Source organism: Methylomicrobium album BG8, assembly GCF_000214275.2.
Classification (GTDB): Bacteria; Pseudomonadota; Gammaproteobacteria; order Methylococcales; family Methylomonadaceae; genus Methylomicrobium; species Methylomicrobium agile.
On sequence record NZ_CM001475.1, the window covers coordinates 4,380,794 to 4,405,782 of the forward strand.

Below are 24,989 nucleotides of genomic sequence, written 5' to 3' on the forward strand. Positions count from 1 at the left end.
TTTGTCCTATGCGGGTTAAGCGGGTATATATTCCTGCGCTTGCAGGACGTTTATGATCCAAATGCACAGGGTGACCAAAATGGATGAATTTGACATGCAGAATACACCGGTCCATAACCCGAGTTCTTCACTCGAATCGCTTTGCCAGGAATTCAATGGCATCAGTTTTTATGGTCTGGAATACATCATCGAAGATTTTTTTCAGATTCAAAATGCAAAATCCGCGACCTCCCCTTCATTTCACCCTGTAGACTGGTTCGGTTTGCACGGCTGACTGAAAGCATTCGTACGCTTATCCAAATTCTTCAGTAAGTCTATCCAACCGCCTTGATGAGTACGGGCTTCACTCTGGCCCGCCGACCGCTCTAATCATCAAGATTTCAAGCTTCGCATTTTCGTATAGGGCCCCCAGGGTTCGCTTACGATTCGCTTTTCTTCTCACTTTATTTTCCCGATTGCTCACCCCTCCTTTGACCGATTGAACAATCGAATCCGAAATACATCCCACGGACAAGGGACTGTAAGATCCTATTCCAGGGCCGGAGTTAGGCCTTATGGAAAAAGTCAAGTGTATAGTGTATATGACAGGAGGAAGTTTATGGCCAAAGAAGCTAAATCTTACTCACCCGACGAACAAACGCCGAGCGAGAAATATCCGAAAAGCCCATTGCCCGCTCAACATCAGGAGCGTCCGGGGATTGAAGCGGAAATGATACCGCGGCCTGAATATCTTGCCCCCGCTTACAAGGGCGCAGATAAATTAAAAGATAAGGTCGCATTAATCACGGGGGGAGATTCGGGCATCGGCCGTGCGGTGGCGGTCCTTTTCGCGCGCGAAGGCGCCGATTCCGCCATCACTTATCTCCCTAATGAGCAAACGGATGCCGAAGAAACACAGCGGCAAGTCGAAAAAGAAGGCCGTCGCTGTTTGCTGATTGCCGGCGATGTAACCCGTCCGGAATTTTGTCAAAATGCCGTGGAAAAAGTCGTCCAGGAATTCGGTGAATTAAATATCCTGGTCAATAACGCCGCCTATCAGCAAAATCAGGAGTCCGTCGAAGATATCTCGGACGAGCAATTCGATAAAACGTTTAAAACCAATATCTATGGTTATTTCCGCATGGCAAAGGCGGCGGTCAAGCATTTGAAGGATGGCGATGCGATCGTTAACTGCGGTTCTATTACCGGTTTGGAAGGGAACAAGCATTTGATCGATTACGCTACCACAAAAGGCGCCATTCATGCCTTCACAAAATCGCTTGCGCTCAATCTGGTGGATAAAGGCATCCGGGTCAATTGCGTTGCTCCGGGGCCGGTGTGGACGCCTTTGAACGTCGTCGATAAACCGGCCGAAAAAGTCGCCCAGCATGGAGGCAGCACACCAATGAAACGACCAGCCCAACCGGAAGAAATTGCACCGGCGTTTGTGTTTTTCGCCTCGAACAGCGACTCCAGCTACATCAATGGCGAAATCATGACGTTGCTGGGCGGCGAAACGCGAGCGGCCTGAATCTCGGCCATAAAAAAACCCCCGGCCTCGGGGTGAGGGCGGGGGTTGGGTATTAAAAGCTTGGCGATTCCCTACTTTCGCACGACAACCTGTCGCACTATCATTGGCGCTAAGCGGTTTCACTGCCGAGTTCGGGATGGGATCGGGTGGTTCACGCTCGCTATGGTCACCAAGCAAACTGGCTAGATCGACAAGTACTGCGGTCGATCATCGGCAGGAGGCTAGCCTTCTGCCTTGGAAATCTGTAACATTCAATTCTCTCGCTTTAAAGCGTCAGCTGTCGGCTCAGTTTTCTTCTGCGCCTCACCCAAACCGATTGGGTGTTATATGGTCAAGCCTCACGGGCAATTAGTACACGTTAGCTGCACGCATTACTGCGCTTCCACACCGTGCCTATCCACGTCGTCGTCTCCAACGGCCCTTCAGGGGACTTGTCGTCCCAGTGAGATCTCATCTTGGGAGGGGCTTCCCGCTTAGATGCTTTCAGCGGTTATCCTGTCCGTACATAGCTACCCGGCAATGCGATTGGCATCACAACCGGAACACCAGCGGTACGTCCACTCCGGTCCTCTCGTACTAGGAGCAGCTTCCCTCAAATCTCAAACGCCCACGGCAGATAGGGACCGAACTGTCTCACGACGTTCTGAACCCAGCTCGCGTACCACTTTAAATGGCGAACAGCCATACCCTTGGGACCTGCTTCAGCCCCAGGATGTGATGAGCCGACATCGAGGTGCCAAACACCGCCGTCGATATGAACTCTTGGGCGGTATCAGCCTGTTATCCCCGGAGTACCTTTTATCCGTTGAGCGATGGCCCTTCCATTCAGAACCACCGGATCACTATGACCTACTTTCGTACCTGCTCGACCTGTCCGTCTCGCAGTCAAGCACCCTTATGCCATTGCACTCATTGCCTGATTTCCGACCAGGCTGAGGGTACCTTCGTGCTCCTCCGTTACGCTTTGGGAGGAGACCGCCCCAGTCAAACTACCCACCAGACACTGTCCCTAGCCCGGATCACGGGCCGAGGTTAGAACTTCAAATAAACCAGGGTGGTATTTCAAGGTTGGCTCCACGCGAACTGGCGTCCACGCTTCGCAGCCTCCCACCTATCCTACACAAGTCGATTCAAAGTCCAGTGTCAAGCTATAGTAAAGGTTCACGGGGTCTTTCCGTCTAACCGCGGGTACACTGCATCTTCACAGCGATTTCAATTTCACTGAGTCTCGGGTGGAGACAGTGTGGCCATCGTTACGCCATTCGTGCAGGTCGGAACTTACCCGACAAGGAATTTCGCTACCTTAGGACCGTTATAGTTACGGCCGCCGTTTACTGGGGCTTCGATCAAGAGCTTCGCTTGCGCTGACCCCATCAATTAACCTTCCAGCACCGGGCAGGCGTCACACCCTATACGTCCTCTTTCGAGTTTGCAGAGTGCTATGTTTTTGCTAAACAGTCGCAGCCACCAATTTTATGCTACCTTGCTCGGCTCCATCCGCGAGGGACTTCACCTAACCAAGGCGTACCTTATCCCGAAGTTACGGTACCATTTTGCCTAGTTCCTTCACCCGAGTTCTCTCAAGCGCCTGAGAATTCTCATCCCACCCACCTGTGTCGGTTTAGGGTACGGCCACTCGCAACCTGAAGCTTAGAGGTTTTTCTTGGAAGCTTGGCATCGATCGCTTCGCGGCTCCGTAGAGCCTGCTCATCATCACGTCTCGGGATTGAGCGCCCGGATTTGCCTAAGCGCTCTCCCTACCGGCTTGCACTGCCACTTCCAACCGGCAGCCGATCTAGCCTTCTCCGTCACCCCATCGCAGTTGCGACCGGTACAGGAATATTAACCTGTTTGCCATCGACTACGCCTTTCGGCCTCGCCTTAGGTACCGACTAACCCTGCGTCGATTAGCGTTGCGCAGGAAACCTTGGGTTTTCGGCGTGCGGGTTTTTCACCCGCATTATCGTTACTCATGTCAGCATTCGCACTTCCGATACCTCCAGCCGACTTCTCAATCGACCTTCGCAGGCGTACGGAACGCTCCTCTACCGCTCATCTTGCGATGAACCCGTAGCTTCGGTACTATGCTTAGCCCCGGTAAATCTTCCGCGCAGGCCGACTCGACCAGTGAGCTATTACGCTTTCTTTAAAGGGTGGCTGCTTCTAAGCCAACCTCCTGGTTGTCTGGGCCTTCCCACATCGTTTCCCACTGAGCATAGATTTTGGGACCTTAGCTGACGGTCTGGGCTGTTTCCCTTTTCACGACGGACCTTATCACCCGCCGTGTGTCTCCCGTGCTCGCACTTCTGGGTATTCGGAGTTTGCATCGGGTTGGTAAGTCGGGATGACCCCCCTAGCCGAAACAGTGCTCTACCCCCCAGAGTGATACACGAGGCGCTACCTAAATAGCTTTCGAGGAGAACCAGCTATCTCCGAGCTTGATTAGCCTTTCACTCCGATCCACAACTCATCCCCTACCTTTTCAACGGGAGTGGGTTCGGTCCTCCAGTCAGTATTACCTGACCTTCAACCTGGTCATGGATAGATCGCCCGGTTTCGGGTCTAATCCCAGCGACTGAACGCCCTGTTCAGACTCGCTTTCGCTACGCCTCCCCTATGCGGTTAAGCTTGCCACTGAGATTAAGTCGCTGACCCATTATACAAAAGGTACGCAGTCACCGAACAAAGTCGGCTCCCACTGCTTGTACGCATACGGTTTCAGGATCTATTTCACTCCGATCTCCTCGGTTCTTTTCGCCTTTCCCTCACGGTACTGGTTCACTATCGGTCAGTAAGGAGTATTTAGCCTTGGAGGATGGTCCCCCCTTCTTCAGACAGGGTTTCACGTGCCCCGCCCTACTCGTCTTCATCTTGGCGTCGTTTTCGTGTACCGGACTATCACCGTCTTTGGTGGGACTTTCCAGACCCTTCCACTAACAGGTGCCAAAACTTAAGGGCTAATCCCCGTTCGCTCGCCGCTACTAAGGGAATCTCGGTTGATTTCTTTTCCTCCGGGTACTTAGATGTTTCAGTTCTCCGGGTTCGCTTCCTGCACCTATGGATTCAGTGCAGGATACTTGAGTGCTCTCAAGTGGGTTGCCCCATTCGGACATCCGCGGGTCAAAGTGTGTTTGCAAACTCACCGCGGCTTATCGCATGCTACAACGTCCTTCATCGCCTCTTACTGCCTAGGCATCCACCGTATGCGCTTATTCACTTGACCATATAACCCCAATCATTCTGAAGTTATCGATCAGCTGACATTTTCGCTTGTTCTGCTTGAGAACGGGTTCTTGTTTGCTGGCACAGCGAGTACGGCTCGGCTTCGGTGAGGAAGCTTCGTCACTCTTTCTGTGTCAGTTCACTTGAACTCGTTACATCACTTCATGGCAGTGATACCATGGTGTGATTTCGTTACAGATTTCCAGTTTGTTAAAGAGCTATTGATGAGCGGACTCATCAATTCTATAAAGTCTCGGTTCACTCCGTCCGCGCTGCTTCGAGGCAGTGCCGGCGGCGGTGCATGAAAACTTTATAGAGTTGATGGTGGAGCCAAGGAGGATCGAACTCCTGACCTCCTGCGTGCAAGGCAGGCGCTCTCCCAGCTGAGCTATGGCCCCAATGTCGGTTTAAACTGCAAGGCCAGGAGACTTTGCACCATGCCTTTCGCCTATGTTCACCGTGGTCATTGGTGGGCCTAGGAGGACTTGAACCTCCGACCTCACCCTTATCAGGGGTGCGCTCTAACCAGCTGAGCTACAGGCCCAGGCTCATGTCTTTCGTGATCAAAATAATTTGTTGTGGATGCTCATGATGCGTCAGGCATCTTTGTAAGGAGGTGATCCAGCCCCAGGTTCCCCTAGGGCTACCTTGTTACGACTTCACCCCAGTCATGAATCACAAAGTGGTAAGCGCCCTCCCGAAGGTTAGACTACCTACTTCTTTTGCAACCCACTCCCATGGTGTGACGGGCGGTGTGTACAAGGCCCGGGAACGTATTCACCGCGACATTCTGATTCGCGATTACTAGCGATTCCGACTTCATGGAGTCGAGTTGCAGACTCCAATCCGGACTAGGACCGGCTTTGTGGGATTGGCTGGCTCTCGCGAGTTCGCTGCCCTCTGTACCGGCCATTGTAGCACGTGTGTAGCCCTACCCATAAGGGCCATGATGACTTGACGTCGTCCCCACCTTCCTCCGGTTTATCACCGGCAGTCTCCCTAGAGTTCCCGGCATCACCCGTTGGCAACTAAGGATAAGGGTTGCGCTCGTTACGGGACTTAACCCAACATCTCACGACACGAGCTGACGACAGCCATGCAGCACCTGTCTCAGAGTTCCCGAAGGCACTCTACGATCTCTCACAGATTCTCTGGATGTCAAGGGTAGGTAAGGTTCTTCGCGTTGCATCGAATTAAACCACATGCTCCACCGCTTGTGCGGGCCCCCGTCAATTCATTTGAGTTTTAACCTTGCGGCCGTACTCCCCAGGCGGTCAACTTATCGCGTTAGCTGCGCCACGAATCTTACGAATAAGACCAACGGCTAGTTGACATCGTTTACGGCGTGGACTACCAGGGTATCTAATCCTGTTTGCTACCCACGCTTTCGTACCTCAGCGTCAGTTTGAGTCCAGAGAGGCGCCTTCGCCACTGGTGTTCCTTCCGATCTCTACGCATTTCACCGCTACACCGGAAATTCCCCTCTCCTCTACTCAACTCGAGCTGCCCAGTATCAAATGCCGTTCCCAGGTTAAGCCCGGGGCTTTCACATCTGACTTAAGCAGCCGCCTACGCACGCTTTACGCCCAGTAATTCCGATTAACGCTTGCACCCTCCGTATTACCGCGGCTGCTGGCACGGAGTTAGCCGGTGCTTTTTCTATCGGTAATGTCAGACTGATGGGTATTCGCCATCAGATGTTCCTCCCGATTAAAAGTGCTTTACAACCCTCAGGCCTTCTTCACACACGCGGTATTGCTGGATCAGGCTTGCGCCCATTGTCCAATATTCCCCACTGCTGCCTCCCGTAGGAGTCTGGGCCGTGTCTCAGTCCCAGTGTGGCTGATCGTCCTCTCAGACCAGCTAGGGATCGTCGCCTTGGTAGGCCTTTACCCTACCAACTAGCTAATCCCACGCAGGCTCATCTGTTAGCGCGAGGCCCGAAGGTCCCCCGCTTTCCCCCTCAGGGCGTATGCGGTATTAGCGTGAGTTTCCCCACGTTGTCCCCCACTAACAGGCAGATTCCTACGCGTTACGCACCCGTCCGCCACTCGTCAGCGCCCGAAGGCCTGTTGCCGTTCGACTTGCATGTGTTAAGCATACCGCCAGCGTTCAATCTGAGCCATGATCAAACTCTTCAGTTCAATCTCGGTGCGACTATAGATCAGTCGCCAATCTTGGCTCGACTTCAGAATTCAACGCAAATTACTTGAATTAACGTCGGTTCTTGGGTCGAATGTTTCTTTGCTGACCATTCCACCACAAGCACCCACACAAATTATTTTGATCGACTTGTTAAAGAGCCGAGGCTGAAGCCTCGTTGAGTCGGACTATTATAAAGATCTTTTATAACCTGTCAACTCTTTTTTCTCAGTGTCCTTTCTGGACATCCTGACCTGAAATCCTTTCAGGCTCCGCCGAAGCCGCCTTGCTTCTGGCGAATTGAGCCGGCCATTATACCCTAGCTCAACCATTTGTCAACCCATCCGTTTCAGTTTCTGTCGGAATCCGACGGGCCATCCCGGCCGCTTCGCCGTCGCCGGCGAAAGAGAGGCGCATTATACGCACTTTTTCGGACTTGGCAAACGGTTTTGTGAAATTCTGCTCGACCCTTAGAACCAAAAACCCGTTAACCCTTTAGTTTTTATAAAAAAATCAACTGCAAATATCCATTCGATCAATTAGCGAGCATCACCTTCATGAATTTCCTTTTACCGACCTGATAGACGTGACTCGCGCCCACCGCAATTTCCAGCTTGGGGTCGGAAATCTTCTCTCCGTCGATTTTCACTCCGCCCTGGTTAATCATTCGGATCGCCTCCGACGTGCTGGCAGTCAGACCGGCGTCTTTTAGTATATTAGCGATACCGTAGTGTTCGCCCTGAATCTTGATTTCCTTCTCTTCGATCTCATCCGGCATCGCGCCACGCTGGAACCGGGCCTCGAAATTTTCGAGTGCTTTTTGGGCCGCCGCCGCGCTATGGAATCTTTCTATGATCTCCTGCGCCAGCAGCACCTTGTAATCGCGCGGATTGGCCCCCAACTGGCATTCCTGCCGCCACTGTCTGATTTCGGTCATCGGACGGAAACTCAGCAATTCAAAATAACGCCACATCAGTTCGTCGGAGATCGACATGAGTTTGCCGAACATGTCATCCGGCGTATCGGTGATGCCGATATAATTGTTTAACGATTTGGACATTTTGTTGACGCCATCCAAACCCTCCAGAATGGGCATCGTGATCACAACCTGCGGCTGTTGGCCGTATTGCTCCTGTAGTTGCCGTCCGACAAGCAAATTGAACTTCTGGTCGGTCCCGCCCAACTCGACATCCGCTCTCATTGCAACCGAGTCATACCCCTGAATCAACGGATACAGAAACTCATGAATCGCAATCGGCTGACCGTTTTTATAGCGCTTGCTGAAATCGTCGCGCTCGAGCATCCTCGCCACGGTATGCTTGGCGGCCAACTGGATCAGATCGGCCGGCGACATCGCATTCATCCAGCTGGAATTGAACATGACCAATGTCTTAGTCGGATCGAGAATCTTGAAAATTTGCTCTTCGTAGGTTTTGGCGTTCTCGATCACTTCATCGCGGGTCAACGGCTTACGCGTGACGTTTTTGCCGGTCGGATCGCCAATCATGCCGGTGAAATCACCAATCAGGAACAGCACTTCATGCCCATGATCCTGAAACTGTTTCAGCTTGTTGATCAATACCGTATGCCCCAGGTGCAAATCGGGAGCCGTCGGATCAAATCCCGCTTTAATTCTAAGCGGCCGTTTTTCTTCAATTTTTTTGATAAGATCCTGCTCAAGCAGCACATCTTGCGCTCCTCTTAACAAGTCCGCCACTATTTCCGCTTGCAACTTATTTCTCCCTTAAAAATCTAGATAAGTAATCGATTAATATTGTGGGATAGGTATTATAAAGAAAAAAATACCCATCTATAATTGGCAAATATCAAAAAAATCCGTACAATGACTTCAGGATAGAGTTAATTATTGCTTTATTGTTTCAATTTCAATAACTTAATCTTCTTCATCGTGAAAATTCAATTTTACGCCCCCTTGCTGATCAGTGTGGGTCTGGCGCTTACATCGTCCACCGTGGACGCCAGAACTTCGCATTTGGCCATTAAAAAGCATGCGAGCGATGCCTCCAAGCGCTCCAAGTTGCATTCACGCAAAGCAGCGAACCATCGTGCATCATCTTCCGAACGATCACATTCCTCCGCTTCGCCATATAAAAAAAGGCCTACTTTGGCAAAGGCCCAGCAAAAGCCGATCATTCTCGATACGGAAGAAACAAACACCGCAAGAATTTCCACTACTCTCTATCCGCTGGCAAAAAACAAGCTGCACTTTCCCAGATTCAGCCAGCGCGGCATTCCTCCTATCGAAACCGCCCCCGCATCCTCGACCATTGCCATACTCGGCAGCCAGAGCTCCAGTTATCTGGAATCGGCTGAACCGGTCGAGTCCTCGGGGTTGACCGGAACCTATGGCATCATCGAAACCGATCTTGCCGAAGCCGGCTACAAAGCGGGGTTGTCCGACGAGTTGATAGACGAATTGACCAGGATTTTCGCGTGGGACATTGATTTTGCATCAAATCTGCATCCCGGCGATCAATTTACCGTACTCTATAAGAACAGCTCCGACACGGGCAACTCCAAAAGAGGCCGTATCTATGCAGCCGAATTTGTCAGCCGCGGTAAATTTCTTACGGCGGTCCGGTTCGAAGATGCCGACGGCAATGCAGGATATTACACTCCCGAAGGCAACAGCCTGCATAAAGCCTTTTTGAGCACGCCGGTCGATTATGCTCGTATCAGCTCACATTTCGATACTCACCGGCGGCATCCGGTCCTTAATCGCATCCGCGCACATAAAGGCGTCGACTATGCCGCCCGCACAGGCACCCCGGTCAAAGCCGCGGGCGACGGCGAAGTCGTTTTCAAAGGCAGGAAAGGCGGATACGGGCAGGTATTGATCCTCAAGCATGGAGATCATTACGAGACGCTGTATGCACATCTTTCCGGCTTCAAGCGCGGCTTGAACGACGGGGACCGCGTAATGCAGGGGGAAGTGATCGGTTATGTCGGCCAAACCGGGCTCGCGACCGGTCCACACCTGCATTATGAGTTCCGGAAGGACGGCATACATCAAAATCCGGAGTCATTGGAACTCAAACGCCCGATGCGCCTCGCCAATCAACAACTGGCCGAATTCAAAGAACAGACCAAACCGTTGTTGGCGAAACTGTATCAGACCAAATCCAGAAACATGCTGGTTAGGAATCAGTAGATTTCATCCATTGAATCTACTGATATAAAGCTTGTAAGCTCCCTTTTTTATCTTAAATCAAGCGGAAAACGAGGATCCGCACCCGCAAGTCGTCGTCGCATTCGGATTGCGAATCACGAACTGCGCACCGTTCACGTCTTCTTTATAATCCACTTCGGCGCCTTGCAGATACTGGATGCTCATCGAATCGATCAATACCGTCACGCCGCCTTTTACGATACTGGTATCATCCTCGTTGACTTCTTCATCGAACGTAAAACCGTATTGAAAACCGGAACAACCGCCGCCGGTCACGTAAACTCTCAGCTTCAGATTATCGTTGCCTTCCTCGGCGATCAGTTCGCTGACCTTGGCGGCCGCGCTGTCGGTAAAATTAATTGGATTTGCCATAAACTTGTCAATGTACAAAATAGTTGAAGTATGGCGGGAATTATGACTATACCCAGTAAAAGAGTCAAGATTTCGACTCTTGCCGGGCAAGCCAAGATTTACCGCCCATCCCGTGCTTCGCCTTTACGGATACAAAGCGACTGCGCTGAGTCCCACATCCTCTGCCAGGCCGAACATCAGATTCATGTTCTGCACGGCCTGTCCCGAGGCACCTTTCACCAGATTGTCGATCACCGACAAAATCACCACCGTTTGCCCGCCCTGCGGACGGTGGATCGCAATCTGGCAGCGATTGCTGCCCCGCACGCTCCGGGTATCGGCATGCGCGCCATTCGGCAATACATCGACGAAAATCTCGTCTTTGTACTTTTGTTCATACAGCGCCTGCAAATCTTCGGTATTGGACTCAAGACGCGCGTATAGCGTCGCATGAATGCCCCGGATCATCGGCGTCAAATGCGGCACGAACGTCAGCCCGACCGGCTTGCCGGTCGCCAACGCCAGCCCTTGCCTGATCTCGGGCAAATGACGATGCCCGGAAACCGAATAGGCCTTGAAGCTTTCGCCGCATTCGCTCATCAATGCGGCAAGTTCCGCCTTGCGTCCCGCCCCGCTCACGCCCGACTTGACGTCGGCTATCAGATGATCGCAATCGATCAGCCCCTTTTCCAGCAGCGGCAAAAAGCCGAGCTGCACCGAAGTCGGATAACAGCCCGGACAAGCGATCAGCCGGGCTGATTTGATCCGCTCCCGATTAATCTCGGGCAAACCGTAAACCGCTTCCGCGATCAAATCCGGGCAGGCGTGCTCCATACCGTACCATTGACTCCATTCCTTTGCATCCTGCAGACGAAAATCGGCTGACAGGTCGATCACTTTAACGCCGCGTGCCAGCAATTGCTCGGCCATCAGCATCGCGGTGCCGTTAGGTGTGGCAAAAAACACCACATCACAGGCAGCCAGCGTGTCGACCTCGGGCGCGGTGAACACCGCGTCGATATGGCCGCGCAGGCTCGGATACACCGCATCGACCCGCACCCCGGCATCTGCGCGCGAAGTGACCACGGCAACCTCGACTTCCGGATGCAGGGCCAAAATCCGCAACAGCTCCACGCCCGTGTAGCCGGTGCCGCCCACTATTCCCGCTCGAATCATCGGTTTAAATCCCTCTCGTTCATTTCTTTGAAATTGCATGAGTATATAATACTTCCCAATTCTCAAAAATCGTTATCATCAACCGGATATTCACGATATACCCCCATACCTGTGCCTGATGCGATGCGCGCGATAGAAATCACTCAGCCCGGCGGACCTGAAGCGCTCGCCCTCGCTGAACGTCCCCTACCCCCGGTGTTGCCGCACCAAGTCCTGATCAAGGTCGCCGCCGCCGGCATCAACCGCCCGGACGCGGCACAGCGCCGCGGCGTCTATCCGCCTCCGCCCGGCGCCTCGGATATCCCCGGCCTGGAAATTGCCGGCATTATCGAAGCCTTGGGTGAAAACGTCAGCCATTTGAAGATCGGCGAGGCCGTCTGCGCCTTGCTGACCGGCGGCGGCTATGCCGAATATTGCACCGCCTCGGTATCGCTGTGCTTGCCGATTCCGGAAGGCCTCGATTTTATCCGGGCGGCCGCTCTGCCCGAAACCTTTTTCACGGTCTGGAGCAACGTTTTCGATCGAACTCGTTTAGCGGCCGGCGAAACGCTGCTGATCCACGGGGGCGGCAGCGGCATCGGCACGACCGCGATTCAACTGGCCAACGCTTTCGGCGCCCGGGTCGCGGTGACCGCCGGCTCCGATGCCAAATGCGAGTTTTGCCGTCAACTCGGCGCCGCAGCCGCGATAAACTACCGAACTCAGGATTTTGCCGAAGAGATCAGACAACTCACCGGAAACAAAGGAGTCGACATGATCCTGGACATGATCGGCGGCGATTATCTGCCCAAGAACCTGAGATGCCTGGCAACCGAGGGAAGACTGGTACAGATCGCGATCCAGCACGGCGCTAAAGCGGAAATCGACCTTTGGCAGATCATGCTGAAACGGTTGACATTAACCGGTTCGACGCTGCGCGCCCGGGACGATCCGTTTAAAGCGCAAATCGCTAGGCAATTGCAGGAAAAAGTCTGGCCCTTGCTGTCTTCGGGTAAAATCAGGCCGGTCATCGACAGCGTATTCGATCTCGGCGAAGCCGCCAAGGCGCACGAACGGCTGGAATCCGGCCAACATATCGGTAAAATCATCTTGAAGGTATAACTTGCATGTCTTACAGCACACTCATCTCCGCCGATGCCCTGAAAGCCCAAATCGACCGTCCGGACTGGGTCGTGGTCGACTGCCGGTTCGCGTTGGCCGACACCGGGCTCGGCGCTAAAAATTACCGGCACGGGCATCTGCCGAATGCGCGCTACGCTCATCTCGACAAAGATCTGTCATCGGTCATTACCAGCCGGACAGGCCGCCATCCGCTGCCCGACTTTCGCGTACTGGCGCAAAAACTCGGCCATTGGGGCATCGACAACCGCAGCCAAGTCGTCGTTTATGATGACGCAGGCGGCGCGTTTGCGGGACGTCTGTGGTGGCTGCTCCGTTACCTCGGACACAACAAGGTCGCGGTACTGGACGGCGGCATCAAGCTCTGGCAAAAAAAAGACTATCCGATTACGACCGCCCTGCCGGCGGTCAAACCTACAATCTTCAGGCCTTACCTGCAGGATGCGTCCTGGCTGACGGCCGCGCACGTGCAAAACGGTCTGGCCTCCCGATCGATTTGCCTGATCGATGCGCGCACGCCCGAGCGTTACCGCGGCGAAGCCGAACCGATCGATCCCGTAGCGGGCCATGTGAAAGGTGCACTGAATCGGCCTTTTCAGGCCAATCTGGCCGCCAGCGGCGAATTTCTACCCACCAACCAGTTGCGGCGGCAATTCCAGGCACTGATCGGCGAGCGGCCGCCGGAACAAGTCGTCCATATGTGCGGCTCCGGCGTCACTGCCTGCCACAATTTGCTCGCAATGGAACATGCAGGCCTCAAAGGCTCGAAACTTTACGCGGGCTCCTGGAGCGAATGGATTCGAAACAAAAACCGGCCTGTCGCGACCGGCAAATAACGTTTCCAATACTCAAGCCTTCGGATCCGCCCATGAAAATCGACAGCACCACCATCCAGCGCCGTTACGACCGGCTTGCGCCTTATTTCGACGGCCTCGAAGCGATGATGGAGGGGCTGTTTTTCAGGAGCTGGCGGAAAAAACTTTGGGAGTCCGTGGAAGGCTCCCATATCCTCGAAGTCGGCGTCGGTACCGGCAAGAATTTCGACTACTACCCAACAGGTGCAAGAATCACCGCGATCGATTTCAGCCCGAAAATGCTCGAACAGGCCCGGAACAAAAAACACCGGAAACAAGTCGATGTCGATCTGGAATTGATGGATGTGCAGTCATTGCATTACGCGAGCAACAGTTTCGATACGGTCGTCGCCTCCTTCGTATTCTGCTCGGTGCCTGCGCCAATGAAAGGCCTGAAGGAACTGCACCGGGTCTGCAAGCCGGGCGGACGCGTTTTGCTGCTGGAGCATGTGATCAGTTCGCATGCCGTGCTGGCCGGCCTGATGAACCTGATGAACCCGCTGGTCGTCAAGGCGGTCGGTGCGAACATCAACCGCAATACGGTCAAAAACGTGCAGGCCTGCGGCTTCCGGCACGTACGGGTCGACGAACGCAGCGGCGACATCATCAAATTGATCGAAGCGGTCAAATGAGCGGAAAATTTATCCCGAATACCGGATTTGAGTAAAATATAAGGTCTTTTTATCTTTAATAATTGACGTGAAGCCGACAGTAGAAGACTTAGTCCAGACGCCGATACCCACCCAGCACGGCGAATTCATCCTGCATTATTACCGCAACAATCTCGACGACAAGGAACATGTCGCGCTGGTCCGCGAGCGGGTCGAGGGCGCCGAACAGGTGCCGGTGCGAATCCACTCCGAGTGCTTTACCGGCGACGTGCTCGGCTCCAGGCGCTGCGATTGCGGCGAACAGCTCGACATGGCGATGCAAATGATCGAGCAAAGGGGAGTCGGCATTCTGATCTATCTGCGCCAGGAGGGGCGCGGCATCGGCCTGCTGAAAAAGCTGCAGGCTTATAACCTGCAGGATGCGGGCATGGATACGGTCGATGCCAACATTCACCTCGGCCATTTAGCCGACGAGCGGGAATACGACATTGCCGCGCTGATCCTGGAGTCGCTCCGCGTCAAATCGATCGAACTGATCACGAACAATCCGCAGAAAATCGAAGGGCTACAAAAACTCGGCGTGAACGTCGTGAACCGGATCCCGATCGTCGCCGCCGCCCACAACGACAATCTCGATTATCTGAAAACCAAGGCCAAAAAGATGGCCCACATGCTATTCGAGCGCAAAAAAGAACACGAATAGCACTCCGGCCATCTCTTGCCTGCCTTCAGCGGGCAGGTAACACGGTTTCGACCAGCTTTACCCAGTAAGCCGAGCCGGTCGGCAGAATCTCATCGTTAAAGTCGTAATGCGGATTGTGCAGCAGGCAGCTGTTACGGGATGGACCGTTGCCGATCCAGAGATAACAGCCCGGCTTTTCTTGCAGCATGAACGCGAAATCCTCCGATCCCATGCACGGCGTGGGCCTAAGATCGACACCGTCCTCTCCGGCTACCGCGATCGCGGCTTGGGTCGCCAAGGCCGTTTCGACCTCGCTGTTGAAGGTGACCGGATAACCCGGATTTTCGGGATTGAAGGCGATTTCCGCGGCAACGCCGAGCCCCGCGCAAACCCCATCCACGATCCGGCCGATTTTTTCGCCGACCAGCCGCTGCACGCTCGGCTTAAAGCAGCGATAGGTACCGCGAATAACGGCCTCTTCCGGAATCGCGTTCCAGGTATTGCCGGCATGCACCTGGGTGATGCTGACCACTGCCGAATCGGCCGGATCGACTGTCCGGCTGACGATCGTCTGCAGCGCATTGACGATTTGCGCGGCCGCAACGATCGCATCGGTGCCCAAATGCGGCATTGCGGCATGGGTCGCCCGGCCTTTCACACGGATTTCGAAGCAGTCGAACGAGGCCATCATCGGACCCGGCCTGACCGCGAAATGCCCGGCCGGAATATCCGGAAAGTTATGCATCCCGAACACCTGCTCGACCGGGAAACGCTCGAACAGACCGTCGTCGATCATCCGCTTGGCGCCGGCGCGGCCTTCTTCGGCCGGCTGAAAGATGAACACCACCGTGCCGTCGAAGTTCGGCTTTTCGGTCAATATCTTAGCCGCGCCGAGCAGCATCGCGGTATGGCCGTCGTGCCCGCACGCATGCATTTTGCCGTGATGCTCGGATTTATACGGGAAAGTATTCTTCTCTTCGATAAACAGCGCGTCCATATCCGCACGCAGACCGATCGTGCGTTTGCCGATGCCCGAGGATAAGGTCGCGACCACGCCGGTCTTGCCGAGCCCCTCGTGCACGGTCAACCCGAAAGCCTTCAGCTTTTCCGCAACGAAGCGCGCCGTTTCGACTTCTTCAAAAGCGGTTTCGGGATGCCGGTGAAGATGCTGCCGCCAGCCGCGCATGGCCTCGTGAAGCGGTTGCAGATCGTTCGTGATCGTCATGCGGTTATTTCCTTTTTAGTTCATTCGATTTCTTATTCATCGGCCCCTTCTTACAAGGCGTAGTCGAGCGCATCGATTTGCCGGGCAAGCCATAATAAAACGTCCTTGCCGTTTCGGAAACCGCCCTCGTCGATTTCGAGCCGTCTGCCGTCGGTCAAACATTCCCAACGCGAGAGTTGACTCCGCAATTGCCGCTGTTCGCTTACAGAAAAATGGAAAAGGCCAAGCAAAGCCTTGAATTGACGGGGTTCCGGCGAGAAAATCGAATCCCGAAGGCTGCACAGCTCAGCCAACAGCCGGTCCAGAACCGGCAACTGCCCCGCAATCAGTTCGGTAACCTGTCTGGGCTGTATCCGGACCGCCGGCGCCTGCCGATTGTCCGAAACGACCTTGAGGCATTGAATCAACTCACCGGTCGAAAAACGCACCGCTGTTTCGTAAAATGCAGACGCCTCCATATCGTAAAGATGCGGCGCGGAATAATCCAACTGCGGCCTCGATCCGGTCCGGACCGTCTCGAGCGCGCACGGTGGCAAAAACGCCAGCGGAGGATAAAAATTTTTCGAAGCATCCGCGTCGGCGATTTTGCCCGCCAAGAACACGCTTCCCACTTCATGCTCCGCGTGGCCGGCAATCCCGACATTCAGCAGGATCGGGACATCGGCGCCGCCAACCCTTGCCTGCGTATAGGCCACGCCCGCCGCCATCGCACATTTGCCGATGCCGGCGACGGTCAGGCAAATCCGGTCATTTTGGTACAGTTCGAAGGGATGGCTGTCCAGGTCCTTTTTCAACCGAAAATGGTCGATCAGCGGCCGGGCTTCGCAAGACAGGGCGGTATGGATGAAAATCGTCCGGGCGGATTGGGGCATGGGTTCGAAGAGAAAAGCTTAACGGCCGGAAGTCGGCAGAATACGGCGGAACGTCAGATTGATCCGGGGATGTTTCACCTGCCGGGTTTTCGGCAACGCATGCAGCCAATGATGCTGCAGCGTGCCGGCCATCACCAGCAAGTCGCCGCGTTCCAGCACAATGTCCAGGTTTTCCCGGCGCTTTTTATGGCGCAGCCTGAACAGGCGCGAATCGCCCAGGCTTAGGGATGCAATCGCCGGATTGATCCCAAGTTCCTTTTCGTTATCGGCATGATAGCCCATCGAGTCGCGTCCGTCGCGATACAAATTGGCCAGCACGCTGTTGAATGCGTAGCCGCTGCAAAGTTCGATTCGCGCCTTGACCGCCGCCAACTCGCCCGTCCACGGCAAGGGCCGATGCGCCACGCCCGAATAGCGGTAAATCGTCTCCGGATCACCGTACCAGCACATCAAGCGCGGCACCTTGCACGCTTTTCCGAAAATCAGCACCGCTTCCTCTTGCCAGTCCAAGGTCCGGTAAAAATCGTCGAATAACCGGTCGGCCTCGGGAGGGCAATAAAAGCCCTTGATCCAGTAGATTTCACCGTCGAAAGGGCAAAGATTGGGCCGGTCGATCACAGAACGATTTTAACGGCGCGGAGGATCAGCGAGACAAAAAACAAGGTGCCGGGGATCAGGCTTCGATCACGTAAGCCCCGTAGCCGACGACCCTTTTCTTATCCCCCGCCGTGTCCCCGGAATTGCGCAGATCGATGTTTTTGACGGCCAGCGATTTGTCCCGGGCCAGCTTCAGCAATCCGCCGATCGCTACCCGTCCGCAGGCCGAATCGATACCCAGACTTTCGTATTGCAGCTTTTCGATCGCCGCACTGGTGGCCTTGTCCAGTTCCTGACAGGTCGCATAGTCGTGATAATGGCTGAGATCGGAGCTGACCACGATCAGCGTTTCCTCGCCGCCCCATAACATTCCGAGTACCTGGGCCACCTGCTCGGCCGGCGCATCGCCGGTCACGATCGGCACGATCTTGAAATCGTCCAGCATTTCCTGCAGAAACGGCAGATGCACTTCCAGGCTGTGCTCCATCACGTGCGCCTGCTCCAGATAATCGACGAACGGCAGTTGGGCGATCGCGTGCACCGCTCGCTGATCGACTTCGATACTGCCGAGCGGCGTAACGAAGTTTTGCGCACTGGTGATGGCCAGCCCATGAAAGCCGACCCGGTGCGAAGGGCCGATCAGCACCACCCGGCTGATCTGGTCGTGGGCCTTGAGCAGGCGCGCATAAGCGGTGGCGGCTATCGGTCCTGAATAAATATAGCCCGCATGGGGCACGATTATCGCCTTGGGAACTTTCGGCGCGGTATCGGCATCATTGAGATATTGATCGAGCAGCAGATGAAGTTGCTGAGGTTCGGCAGGATAGAAAGTTCCTGCAACGGCGGGTTGTCTGTTCATAATGTTGCCTTTTCACCAAAATCGATCTTATTCTTAGATTATAAGATTATCAGCCCATTAGCAGCACTGCAGGTTGATTTTATTACTTCAACCACTAAAGACAAATCGAAAATTCAATAGTTCCTGGAGAGTCGTAATGACTGAATTCATTTCTGCCGATACCGTCAAAACCCGGTTCTGGCATGTACTTGAAGACGGACGGGTACAATGCGACGCCTGCCCGCGCTTTTGCAAGCTGCACAAAGGCCAGCGCGGCCTGTGCTTCGTCAGACAGAATCTTGACCACCAGGTCGTAATGACCAGCTACGGACGTTCCAGCGGCTTCGCGATCGACCCGATCGAAAAAAAACCGTTGAATCATTTTCTGCCCGGCACGCCGGTCTTCTCGTTCGGCACCGCCGGCTGCAATCTGGCCTGCAAATTCTGCCAGAATTGGGACATCAGCAAATCGCGCGAAATGGATACGCTGATGAGCAAGGCCACGCCCGAAGCGATCGCGAAGACCGCGCTCGAACACGGCTGCGCCAGCGTCGCCTATACTTATAACGATCCGGTGATCTTCCACGAATACGCGGTCGACACCGCGAAAGCCTGCCGCAAGCTCGGCCTGAAATCGGTTGCGGTTTCGGCCGGCTATGTGACCCCGGAGCCCCGAGCCGAATTCTACCAATGGATGGATGCGGCCAATATCGACCTGAAAGCGTTCAGCGAACGCTTTTACCATCAGATCACCGGCGGCCACCTGCAGCCGGTGCTCGACACGCTGAAATATATCAAGCACGAAACGCCGGTCTGGCTGGAGCTGACCACTTTGCTGATTCCGGGCGAAAACGATGCGGATGCGGAAATCGAAGAGATGGCAAGGTGGGTCGTCGAAAATCTCGGCCCCGACGTACCCATGCATTTCACCGCCTTCCATCCCGACTGGAAAATGCTCGACAAACCGTCGACGCCGAAGCAGACTTTGCTGAACGCCCGGCGGATCGCGATAGAAAACGGCGTCCGCTACGCCTATGTCGGCAACGTGCACGACAAGTCGGCCTCAAGCACCTACTGCCACAGCTGCGGTAACTTGCTGATCGGCCGGGACTGGCATCAACTATCCGAATGGAACCTTGACACGACAGGCCATTGCACGTTTTGCGGAACGCCATGCGCCGGCGTCTTCGCCGAACGACCCGGCTCCTGGGGAGCCAGACGCCGCAGCGTGGCGATGAGCTGAATTCCGGAACCGATCTGATCCCTGGGACTCTCGCTCATCTTACCGAGTTAGGAAGTCTGTTCGACCGTACGGAGTTCCGGAGGCTGGCATTTGCTGTAAAAAAGCCAGGTCTTGACGTGCAAATGCTTGCGGATGGGGGTTTTGATCACGGAGACGCAGAGCGCGATCGAAAACAGACACCATACCGCGGCATATTCGTTCGGATCGGTAGTCGTGATGTCGGAAATCCACGGTCCGATCACGTAATGGAAAGCGACGAAACGCCAGGAACCGTACAATGCCGGTAGATAGAAAGAAACCAGGATATAGGTCAGCGCATGCAGGCCCCAGTCGAAGCCGAACAGCCATTCCTGCGGACCGGACAACAAGCCGTTCAACGGCATTTGCCAAGCGATGTGCCAGTCGCCGGAAACCGAGCAGACGCCGGTGCCGCAAAAGCCTTCGGTGCCGATCACGCAATGGCCGGCCCAGTCGAACGGGTACATCTTGACCAGCATCGTCAGCGAGCCGATCGCGCAAATCGTGTACACGGTCGTACGGATTTTCAGTTTGACGCTTTCCGGAATGAAGTACATCGCGACCATATTCACGAAAAACGGCTGGAACGCGACGTGAATATAGCCGAACATTGTCAATATCTGATTTTTCGGATTGCCGCACAGATCGATATAAATATAAGTGGCGGCCTGCAACAGTTCCATCAACGCAAAATAAGTCAACGGAATCCACAATTCCTTCGATTCCCCCTTGTAGGCGACATAAGCCGCGGTACTGAGCCCCGCGGCGGCCAGCACGCCGGACGCTTCTCCACTCCAACACATAATTTGAACCTTCTTATAATAGTTATCGAATAAAACTTTCTGCCGGGAAAGAAGACGATGCCATCCCCCTTTCTTCGGCCGGTTATTCTATTACAGAGGCTCGAACTGAAAAAGCGCCGCTGCATTCAAGCGCCGGCGGCCGGGAAAAAATAATCAGCCCGGCAAGGCGTCGCTGTCGATATAAATTTCGACGGGACAGCCAGGCTCGATCGCGGCGACCGGCAAATCCGCGCCGCCCTGCCATTGCCTGACCGGCTCCTGCTTGCTTTTGCCGGTGACCAGAAAGATCAACCGGCGGGTGTCGCTCAACGCTTTGGCACTGATCGAAACGCGCTCGGGAGGCGGTTTCGGGGAGTTATAAACCGCATGGGTCAGCTCGTCGCGGTTGTGGACATGTCCGGGGAACAAGCTGGCCGTATGGCCGTCTTCGCCCATCCCAAGCAGCACCAGGTCGAAAGGCAGCGCATCGGCGACGGCCTGACGGTATTGCAGCGCCCCCGCTTCGGGGCCGAGCTCTGCCGGAATCGTAAAAATCTGCGCGACAGGAATCGGCACCTGCGCAAGCCATGCCTTTGCCGCCATCCTGCTGTTGCGGTCCGGATGATCGCTCGGCAGGCAGCGTTCATCCCCATAATAGATATGCCATTTCGACCAGTCGGTTTCCGCCTTGGCGAGCAGGCGATACGCTTTTTCGGGCGTGGTGCCGCCGGCCAGCACCAGCTTGAAACGGCCGCGTTCCGCAATGGCCTCCTCGGCCGTCTTGAGGATTTGTTCGGAGGCGGCTTCGGCCACCTGATCGGCGGTCGAAAAAGTCCGCCAGAGGACGTTTTTCTGCATTTACTTGCACTCCGGGGTTAATGAACTGCGCCAGGTCTGGTTGTCTTTGTCGAAAAGCCGGCTGTCTTCCGGCCCCCAAGAACCGGCCGGGTAAGTCGCGATAAAGTCGCGCTCGACCGCCCAGGTCTGCAGGATCGGATCGACGATGCGCCAGGCGTGCTCGACTTCGTCGAAACGCAGGAACAGCGAACGGTCGCCCTTCAGAACGTCCAGCAGCAAATCTTCGTAAGCATCGATCGCTTTCTCGTCGTGATTGCGGAAGCTCGCGTCGAGCGTGGTCGAGCGGGTGCTCATTTCCAGGCCCGGCTCCTTCACGGTCATTTCCATCTTGATGCATTCTTCAGGCTGAATGCCGAGCAGCACCCAGTTCGGATTCATGCAGTTCACGTTCGTGTCGCGAAAGAATTGCAGCGGCGGATGCCGGAAACAGATCGAGATGGTCGATTGCGCCTTCGCCATCCGCTTGCCGGTGCGCATATAGAACGGCACGCCGCGCCAGCGCCAATTGTCGATGTACAGTTTCATCGAGGCGTAGGTTTCGGTCACGCTGCCGGCCGGGATGTCCTCTTCCTGCAGGTAGCCCTTGACCTTTTCGCCCTTGATCGTGCCTGCGGCATACTGGCCGCGGTGGGCGTGCGCATGCACCGCTTCTTTCGGAATCGGTCGGATCGACTTCAGCACCTTGACCTTTTCGTCGCGCAACGCCTCGGCTTCCATCGAGACCGGCGGCTCCATCGCGACCAGCGTCAACAACTGCAGCAGGTGACTTTGCAGCATGTCGCGCAGCGCCCCGGCGCCGTTATAGTAATCGCCCCGGCTGTCGATGCCGATCTCTTCGGAATGGGTGATCTGGACGTGATCGATGTAATTGCGGTTCCAGAGCGGCTCCAGCATCACGTTCGCGAACCGGAACACCAGCACGTTCTGCACCATGCCCTTGCCGAGATAATGATCGATCCGGTAGATCTGCTCCTCGCTCAGATAATGGCTGATGCGCTTTTGCAGCGCCTGCGCGCTGTCCAGATCGTAGCCGAACGGTTTTTCGATAATCACGCGCCGCCAGCCGAATTCTTCGTCGAACAGTTCGCTATGACTGAGTTGTTCCAGCACGGTGCCGAAATCGGCCGGGCTGATCGACAGATAAAACGCGATATTGCGCGGGAATTGCTGTTTACCGTTCAAAAGTTCGGCCAATGCCTTGTAATCCTCGGGCTGCTGAATATCGGTCCGGTGATAGCACAGGCGCTGGCTGAAGTTCTGGAAGGCCGTTTCGTCGAAGTCGTCCTTGACCTTGGCCTGAATCATGTCCCTGACTTCGGCGAGCCATTTCTGTTGATCCCAGGGCCGGCGGCCGATCGCGACGATGCGCGTGCCTTCGGGCAGTTGTTTCGCGACATCGAGATGGTAAAGCGCCGGCATCAGCTTGATTCGGGAGAGGTTGCCGGTGGCGCCAAAGATAACGTAGGTACAGGGTTCGGCGTTCATGGGTCGGGTTTGTATTGGAGTTAATTCTGGGGAGTAATTGAGGTAATTCAGCCCTCGGCGCAATTAGGAGATAGCCTTATTGCGCCTTATAGGCCATACCTTACATTTGGCGGAATTCGCTTCGCTATTCCGCCCTACGGTTTGTTTGGGTTCTGCCGCTCATTTTCGTTTTTGCCCATGCCGGGTTTCTTCGCATCGGCAGTACGGCAACGACTGAGGCGACATTGCCGCTGACATCATAATAAATTGCATAAGGGAAGCGCGCTTCGAGAACATTCGGTAAAACCCAAACTCTTTTTTGTGGATGCCTGCAAAAATGACTAACGACTCTATATCGGACAATAAGCTGTCCTAAAAGTAATTACCCAGGTTTTTACCCTGTTTGCCGTAAAACTTGCGCCCTTCTTCAAGATCATCTTCGGCATCCGAGAGAATTCGGATATGTTCTATTTTCATCCGTCCCGTTTTGTTCTGAGCTCTTCAATAGCACGGAATTGGGCTTTACCTTCTTCAATTTTCAGCTTTCGGTCGGCAAGCACGCTTTCATGCCAATCGGGCGTATCGATTTCCGCATCTTCACGGAGAAGAGAATCCCAGATTATTTCCATCGTTTGAAGCCTTTCGATTTGACTCATTCGTGATATCTCGGAAATATTCATGAATTTTTCGCCCTCAAAACGGAGAAAAGCGAAGTAGCATGAATTATGACTACGCCGCTATCCAAATTACGCATTGTATGTCGTCGAAGCGACCTTGCCGCCCTGCCCGGTCCAGTCGGTATGGAAGAACTCGCCCCGAGGCCGGTCGATCCGCTCGTAGGTATGCGCGCCGAAATAGTCGCGCTGCGCCTGGAGCAGATTGGCCGGCAGGCGTTCGGTGCGGTAGCCGTCGAAATAAGCCAGGGCGGACGAAAACGCCGGGGTCGGAATGCCGAGCTCGATGCCCAGGATCACCGCCTTGCGCCAGCCGGCTTCGGCCTGTTTCATCGCGGCGACGAAAAAGTCGTCGAGCAGCAGGTTTTCGAGCTCCGGATTTTTTTCATACGCCTGCTTGATGTCGTTCAGGAACTGGCTGCGAATGATGCAGCCGCCGCGCCACATCAGCGCGATTTCGCCATAGTTGAGCGACAGTTTATACTCCTTCGAAGCTTCCCGCATCAGTCGGAAACCCTGCGCGTAAGAAATGATCTTGGCGGCATACAGCGCATCGCGGATCGCATCGATCATCGCTTTTTTGTCGCCGCTGAATTGGCCCTGCGGTTTCGGCAAATGCTTCGCAGCCTTGATCCTTTCGTCTTTTTGCGCGGACAGGCAACGGGCAAAGACCGATTCACCGATCAGCGTCAGCGGGATGCCAAGGTCCAGCGCATTGATGCCTGTCCATTTGCCGGTGCCTTTCTGGCCGGCGGTATCCAGGATTTTTTCAAGCAGCGGCTGGCCGTCCTCGTCCTTGTAAGCCAGAATATTGGCGGTAATTTCGATCAGATAGGAGCTGAGTTCGCCCCGGTTCCATTCAGCAAAAATTTCGTGCATCTCGTCGGCAGACAGACCGAGTCCCTCGGACAGCAATTGATAGGCTTCGCAGATCAGCTGCATATCGCCGTATTCGATCCCGTTGTGCACCATTTTGACATAGTGTCCGGCCCCGTTCTCGCCGACCCATTCGCAGCAGGGCTCGCCGTCCGCCTTCGCGCTGATCGCCTGGAAAATCGGCTTCACCGCAGGCCAGGCCGCCGGGTTGCCGCCGGGCATGATCGAAGGCCCATTCCGGGCACCTTCCTCGCCGCCCGACACGCCGGTGCCGATGAAGTTGAGCCCTTTCTCCGCCAGATAGCGGGTGCGGCGGTCGGTATCGGTAAACAGCGAATTGCCGCCGTCGACGATGATGTCGCCGGGCGAGAGCAGCGGGATCAATTTTTCGATGTATTGATCGACCACTTCGCCGGCCTTGACCATCAGCATCACGATGCGAGGCGTTTCGAGGCTGTCGACCAGATCTTCGAGCGAATGGGTACCGACCACTTGGGTTCCCTTGGCAGGACCTTCGAGAAACTCGTCGACGGTCCGGGTCGTGCGGTTATAGACCGCGACCCTGAAGCCGTGGTCGTTCATGTTCAGGACCAGATTCTGGCCCATGACCGCCAGGCCGATCAATCCGATATTCGCTTTCATCAGTTGTTCTCCAGAAAAATTGGGTTGGGCCGAATTTTATCAT

The 24,989-nt window shown here is 54.8% G+C and carries 20 protein-coding genes, 2 tRNA genes and 3 rRNA genes; 8 read left to right on the forward strand and 17 right to left on the reverse strand.

The window, feature by feature from the left end:
* Positions 1–79 precede the first annotated feature (79 nt).
* Both METAL_RS19110 and METAL_RS19115 read left to right on the forward strand, forming a co-directional pair.
* The gene (locus tag METAL_RS19110) at positions 80–274 is read left to right on the forward strand and encodes a hypothetical protein (protein WP_157203394.1); all 195 of its coding nucleotides are present in this window, start codon (positions 80–82) and stop codon (positions 272–274) included.
* Positions 275–598: 324 nt separating this feature from the next.
* The gene (locus tag METAL_RS19115; RefSeq protein ID WP_005375020.1) at positions 599–1,510 is read left to right on the forward strand and encodes an SDR family oxidoreductase; all 912 of its coding nucleotides are present in this window, start codon (positions 599–601) and stop codon (positions 1,508–1,510) included.
* 58 nt (positions 1,511–1,568) lie between these two features.
* On the opposite strand, the gene rrf is transcribed toward METAL_RS19115, so the two are convergent.
* From rrf to tyrS, 6 genes are all read right to left on the reverse strand, one after another.
* A 5S ribosomal RNA gene (rrf, locus tag METAL_RS19120) occupies positions 1,569–1,684 on the reverse strand.
* A 153-nt stretch (positions 1,685–1,837) separates the two neighbouring features.
* Positions 1,838–4,733, reverse strand: a 23S ribosomal RNA gene (locus tag METAL_RS19125).
* Between the two features lie 321 nt (positions 4,734–5,054).
* Positions 5,055–5,130: transfer RNA gene (locus tag METAL_RS19130), tRNA-Ala, on the reverse strand.
* Between the two features lie 69 nt (positions 5,131–5,199).
* Positions 5,200–5,276 (reverse strand) — tRNA-Ile (locus METAL_RS19135).
* 65 nt (positions 5,277–5,341) lie between these two features.
* Positions 5,342–6,876: ribosomal RNA gene (locus METAL_RS19140) — 16S ribosomal RNA — on the reverse strand.
* Together the 16S, 23S and 5S rRNA genes with 2 tRNA genes alongside form the textbook arrangement of a ribosomal RNA operon.
* A 533-nt stretch (positions 6,877–7,409) precedes the next feature.
* Positions 7,410–8,606 (reverse strand): tyrosine--tRNA ligase, encoded by a 1,197-nt coding sequence (gene tyrS, locus METAL_RS19145; protein ID WP_005375021.1) that lies wholly within the window; start codon positions 8,604–8,606, stop codon positions 7,410–7,412.
* A gap of 393 nt (positions 8,607–8,999) precedes the next feature.
* Here tyrS and METAL_RS19150 point away from each other — a divergent pair, with 393 nt between their 5' ends.
* Positions 9,000–10,046 carry a M23 family metallopeptidase gene (locus METAL_RS19150; RefSeq protein ID WP_245549424.1) on the forward strand — a complete coding sequence of 349 codons (1,047 nt, stop codon included), beginning with the start codon at positions 9,000–9,002 and terminating at the stop codon, positions 10,044–10,046.
* Between the two features lie 57 nt (positions 10,047–10,103).
* On the opposite strand, the gene erpA is transcribed toward METAL_RS19150, so the two are convergent.
* Both erpA and argC read right to left on the reverse strand, forming a co-directional pair.
* The gene (erpA, locus tag METAL_RS19155) at positions 10,104–10,436 is read right to left on the reverse strand and encodes an iron-sulfur cluster insertion protein ErpA (protein ID WP_036303796.1); all 333 of its coding nucleotides are present in this window, start codon (positions 10,434–10,436) and stop codon (positions 10,104–10,106) included.
* 123 nt (positions 10,437–10,559) lie between these two features.
* Positions 10,560–11,591 carry an N-acetyl-gamma-glutamyl-phosphate reductase gene (gene argC / locus METAL_RS19160; RefSeq protein WP_005375028.1) on the reverse strand — a complete coding sequence of 344 codons (1,032 nt, stop codon included), beginning with the start codon at positions 11,589–11,591 and terminating at the stop codon, positions 10,560–10,562.
* Between the two features lie 123 nt (positions 11,592–11,714).
* Here argC and METAL_RS19165 point away from each other — a divergent pair, with 123 nt between their 5' ends.
* The 4 genes from METAL_RS19165 (at position 11,715) to ribA (ending at position 14,878) form a co-directional block, all read left to right on the forward strand.
* Positions 11,715–12,692 carry an NAD(P)H-quinone oxidoreductase gene (locus METAL_RS19165; RefSeq protein WP_005375029.1) on the forward strand — a complete coding sequence of 326 codons (978 nt, stop codon included), beginning with the start codon at positions 11,715–11,717 and terminating at the stop codon, positions 12,690–12,692.
* A gap of 5 nt (positions 12,693–12,697) precedes the next feature.
* Positions 12,698–13,546, forward strand: a complete 849-nt coding sequence (locus tag METAL_RS19170) for a sulfurtransferase (RefSeq protein WP_005375030.1) — start codon at positions 12,698–12,700, stop codon at positions 13,544–13,546.
* 32 nt (positions 13,547–13,578) lie between these two features.
* A complete protein-coding gene (locus METAL_RS19175; RefSeq protein WP_005375031.1) occupies positions 13,579–14,196 on the forward strand; it encodes a class I SAM-dependent methyltransferase in 618 nt (205 codons plus the stop codon).
* Positions 14,197–14,263: 67 nt separating this feature from the next.
* Positions 14,264–14,878, forward strand: coding sequence for a GTP cyclohydrolase II (ribA, locus tag METAL_RS19180; RefSeq protein ID WP_005375032.1), 615 nt, complete (start codon positions 14,264–14,266; stop codon positions 14,876–14,878).
* Between the two features lie 25 nt (positions 14,879–14,903).
* On the opposite strand, the gene METAL_RS19185 is transcribed toward ribA, so the two are convergent.
* From METAL_RS19185 to amrB, 4 genes are read right to left on the reverse strand one after another with little or no spacing between them, the layout of a single operon-like run.
* Positions 14,904–16,082 carry a M20 aminoacylase family protein gene (locus tag METAL_RS19185; protein ID WP_005375033.1) on the reverse strand — a complete coding sequence of 393 codons (1,179 nt, stop codon included), beginning with the start codon at positions 16,080–16,082 and terminating at the stop codon, positions 14,904–14,906.
* Positions 16,083–16,132: 50 nt separating this feature from the next.
* Positions 16,133–16,954, reverse strand: coding sequence for a nucleoside phosphorylase-I family protein (locus METAL_RS19190; protein ID WP_005375034.1), 822 nt, complete (start codon positions 16,952–16,954; stop codon positions 16,133–16,135).
* A gap of 18 nt (positions 16,955–16,972) precedes the next feature.
* Positions 16,973–17,572 (reverse strand): alpha-ketoglutarate-dependent dioxygenase AlkB family protein, encoded by a 600-nt coding sequence (locus tag METAL_RS19195; RefSeq protein ID WP_005375035.1) that lies wholly within the window; start codon positions 17,570–17,572, stop codon positions 16,973–16,975.
* 55 nt (positions 17,573–17,627) lie between these two features.
* Positions 17,628–18,410: an AmmeMemoRadiSam system protein B gene (gene amrB / locus METAL_RS19200; RefSeq protein WP_005375040.1), complete on the reverse strand. Its 783-nt coding sequence runs from the start codon at positions 18,408–18,410 to the stop codon at positions 17,628–17,630.
* Between the two features lie 136 nt (positions 18,411–18,546).
* Here amrB and amrS point away from each other — a divergent pair, with 136 nt between their 5' ends.
* Positions 18,547–19,632 carry an AmmeMemoRadiSam system radical SAM enzyme gene (gene amrS, locus METAL_RS19205; RefSeq protein WP_005375042.1) on the forward strand — a complete coding sequence of 362 codons (1,086 nt, stop codon included), beginning with the start codon at positions 18,547–18,549 and terminating at the stop codon, positions 19,630–19,632.
* Between the two features lie 47 nt (positions 19,633–19,679).
* On the opposite strand, the gene METAL_RS19210 is transcribed toward amrS, so the two are convergent.
* The 5 genes from METAL_RS19210 to gnd form a co-directional block, all read right to left on the reverse strand.
* On the reverse strand, positions 19,680–20,453 hold the full coding sequence (locus tag METAL_RS19210; RefSeq protein WP_005375044.1) for a DUF5765 domain-containing protein: 774 nt from the start codon (positions 20,451–20,453) through the stop codon (positions 19,680–19,682).
* A 153-nt stretch (positions 20,454–20,606) separates the two neighbouring features.
* Positions 20,607–21,290: a 6-phosphogluconolactonase gene (gene pgl, locus METAL_RS19215; protein ID WP_005375047.1), complete on the reverse strand. Its 684-nt coding sequence runs from the start codon at positions 21,288–21,290 to the stop codon at positions 20,607–20,609.
* Entirely contained in the window at positions 21,291–22,775 is a 1,485-nt protein-coding gene (gene zwf / locus METAL_RS19220; protein WP_005375049.1) for a glucose-6-phosphate dehydrogenase, read from the reverse strand. It abuts the gene before it with no gap.
* A 452-nt stretch (positions 22,776–23,227) separates the two neighbouring features.
* Positions 23,228–23,410 carry an addiction module protein gene (locus METAL_RS19225; protein ID WP_245549425.1) on the reverse strand — a complete coding sequence of 61 codons (183 nt, stop codon included), beginning with the start codon at positions 23,408–23,410 and terminating at the stop codon, positions 23,228–23,230.
* A gap of 90 nt (positions 23,411–23,500) precedes the next feature.
* Positions 23,501–24,946: a decarboxylating NADP(+)-dependent phosphogluconate dehydrogenase gene (gene gnd, locus METAL_RS19230; RefSeq protein WP_005375052.1), complete on the reverse strand. Its 1,446-nt coding sequence runs from the start codon at positions 24,944–24,946 to the stop codon at positions 23,501–23,503.
* Positions 24,947–24,989: the final 43 nt, after the last annotated feature.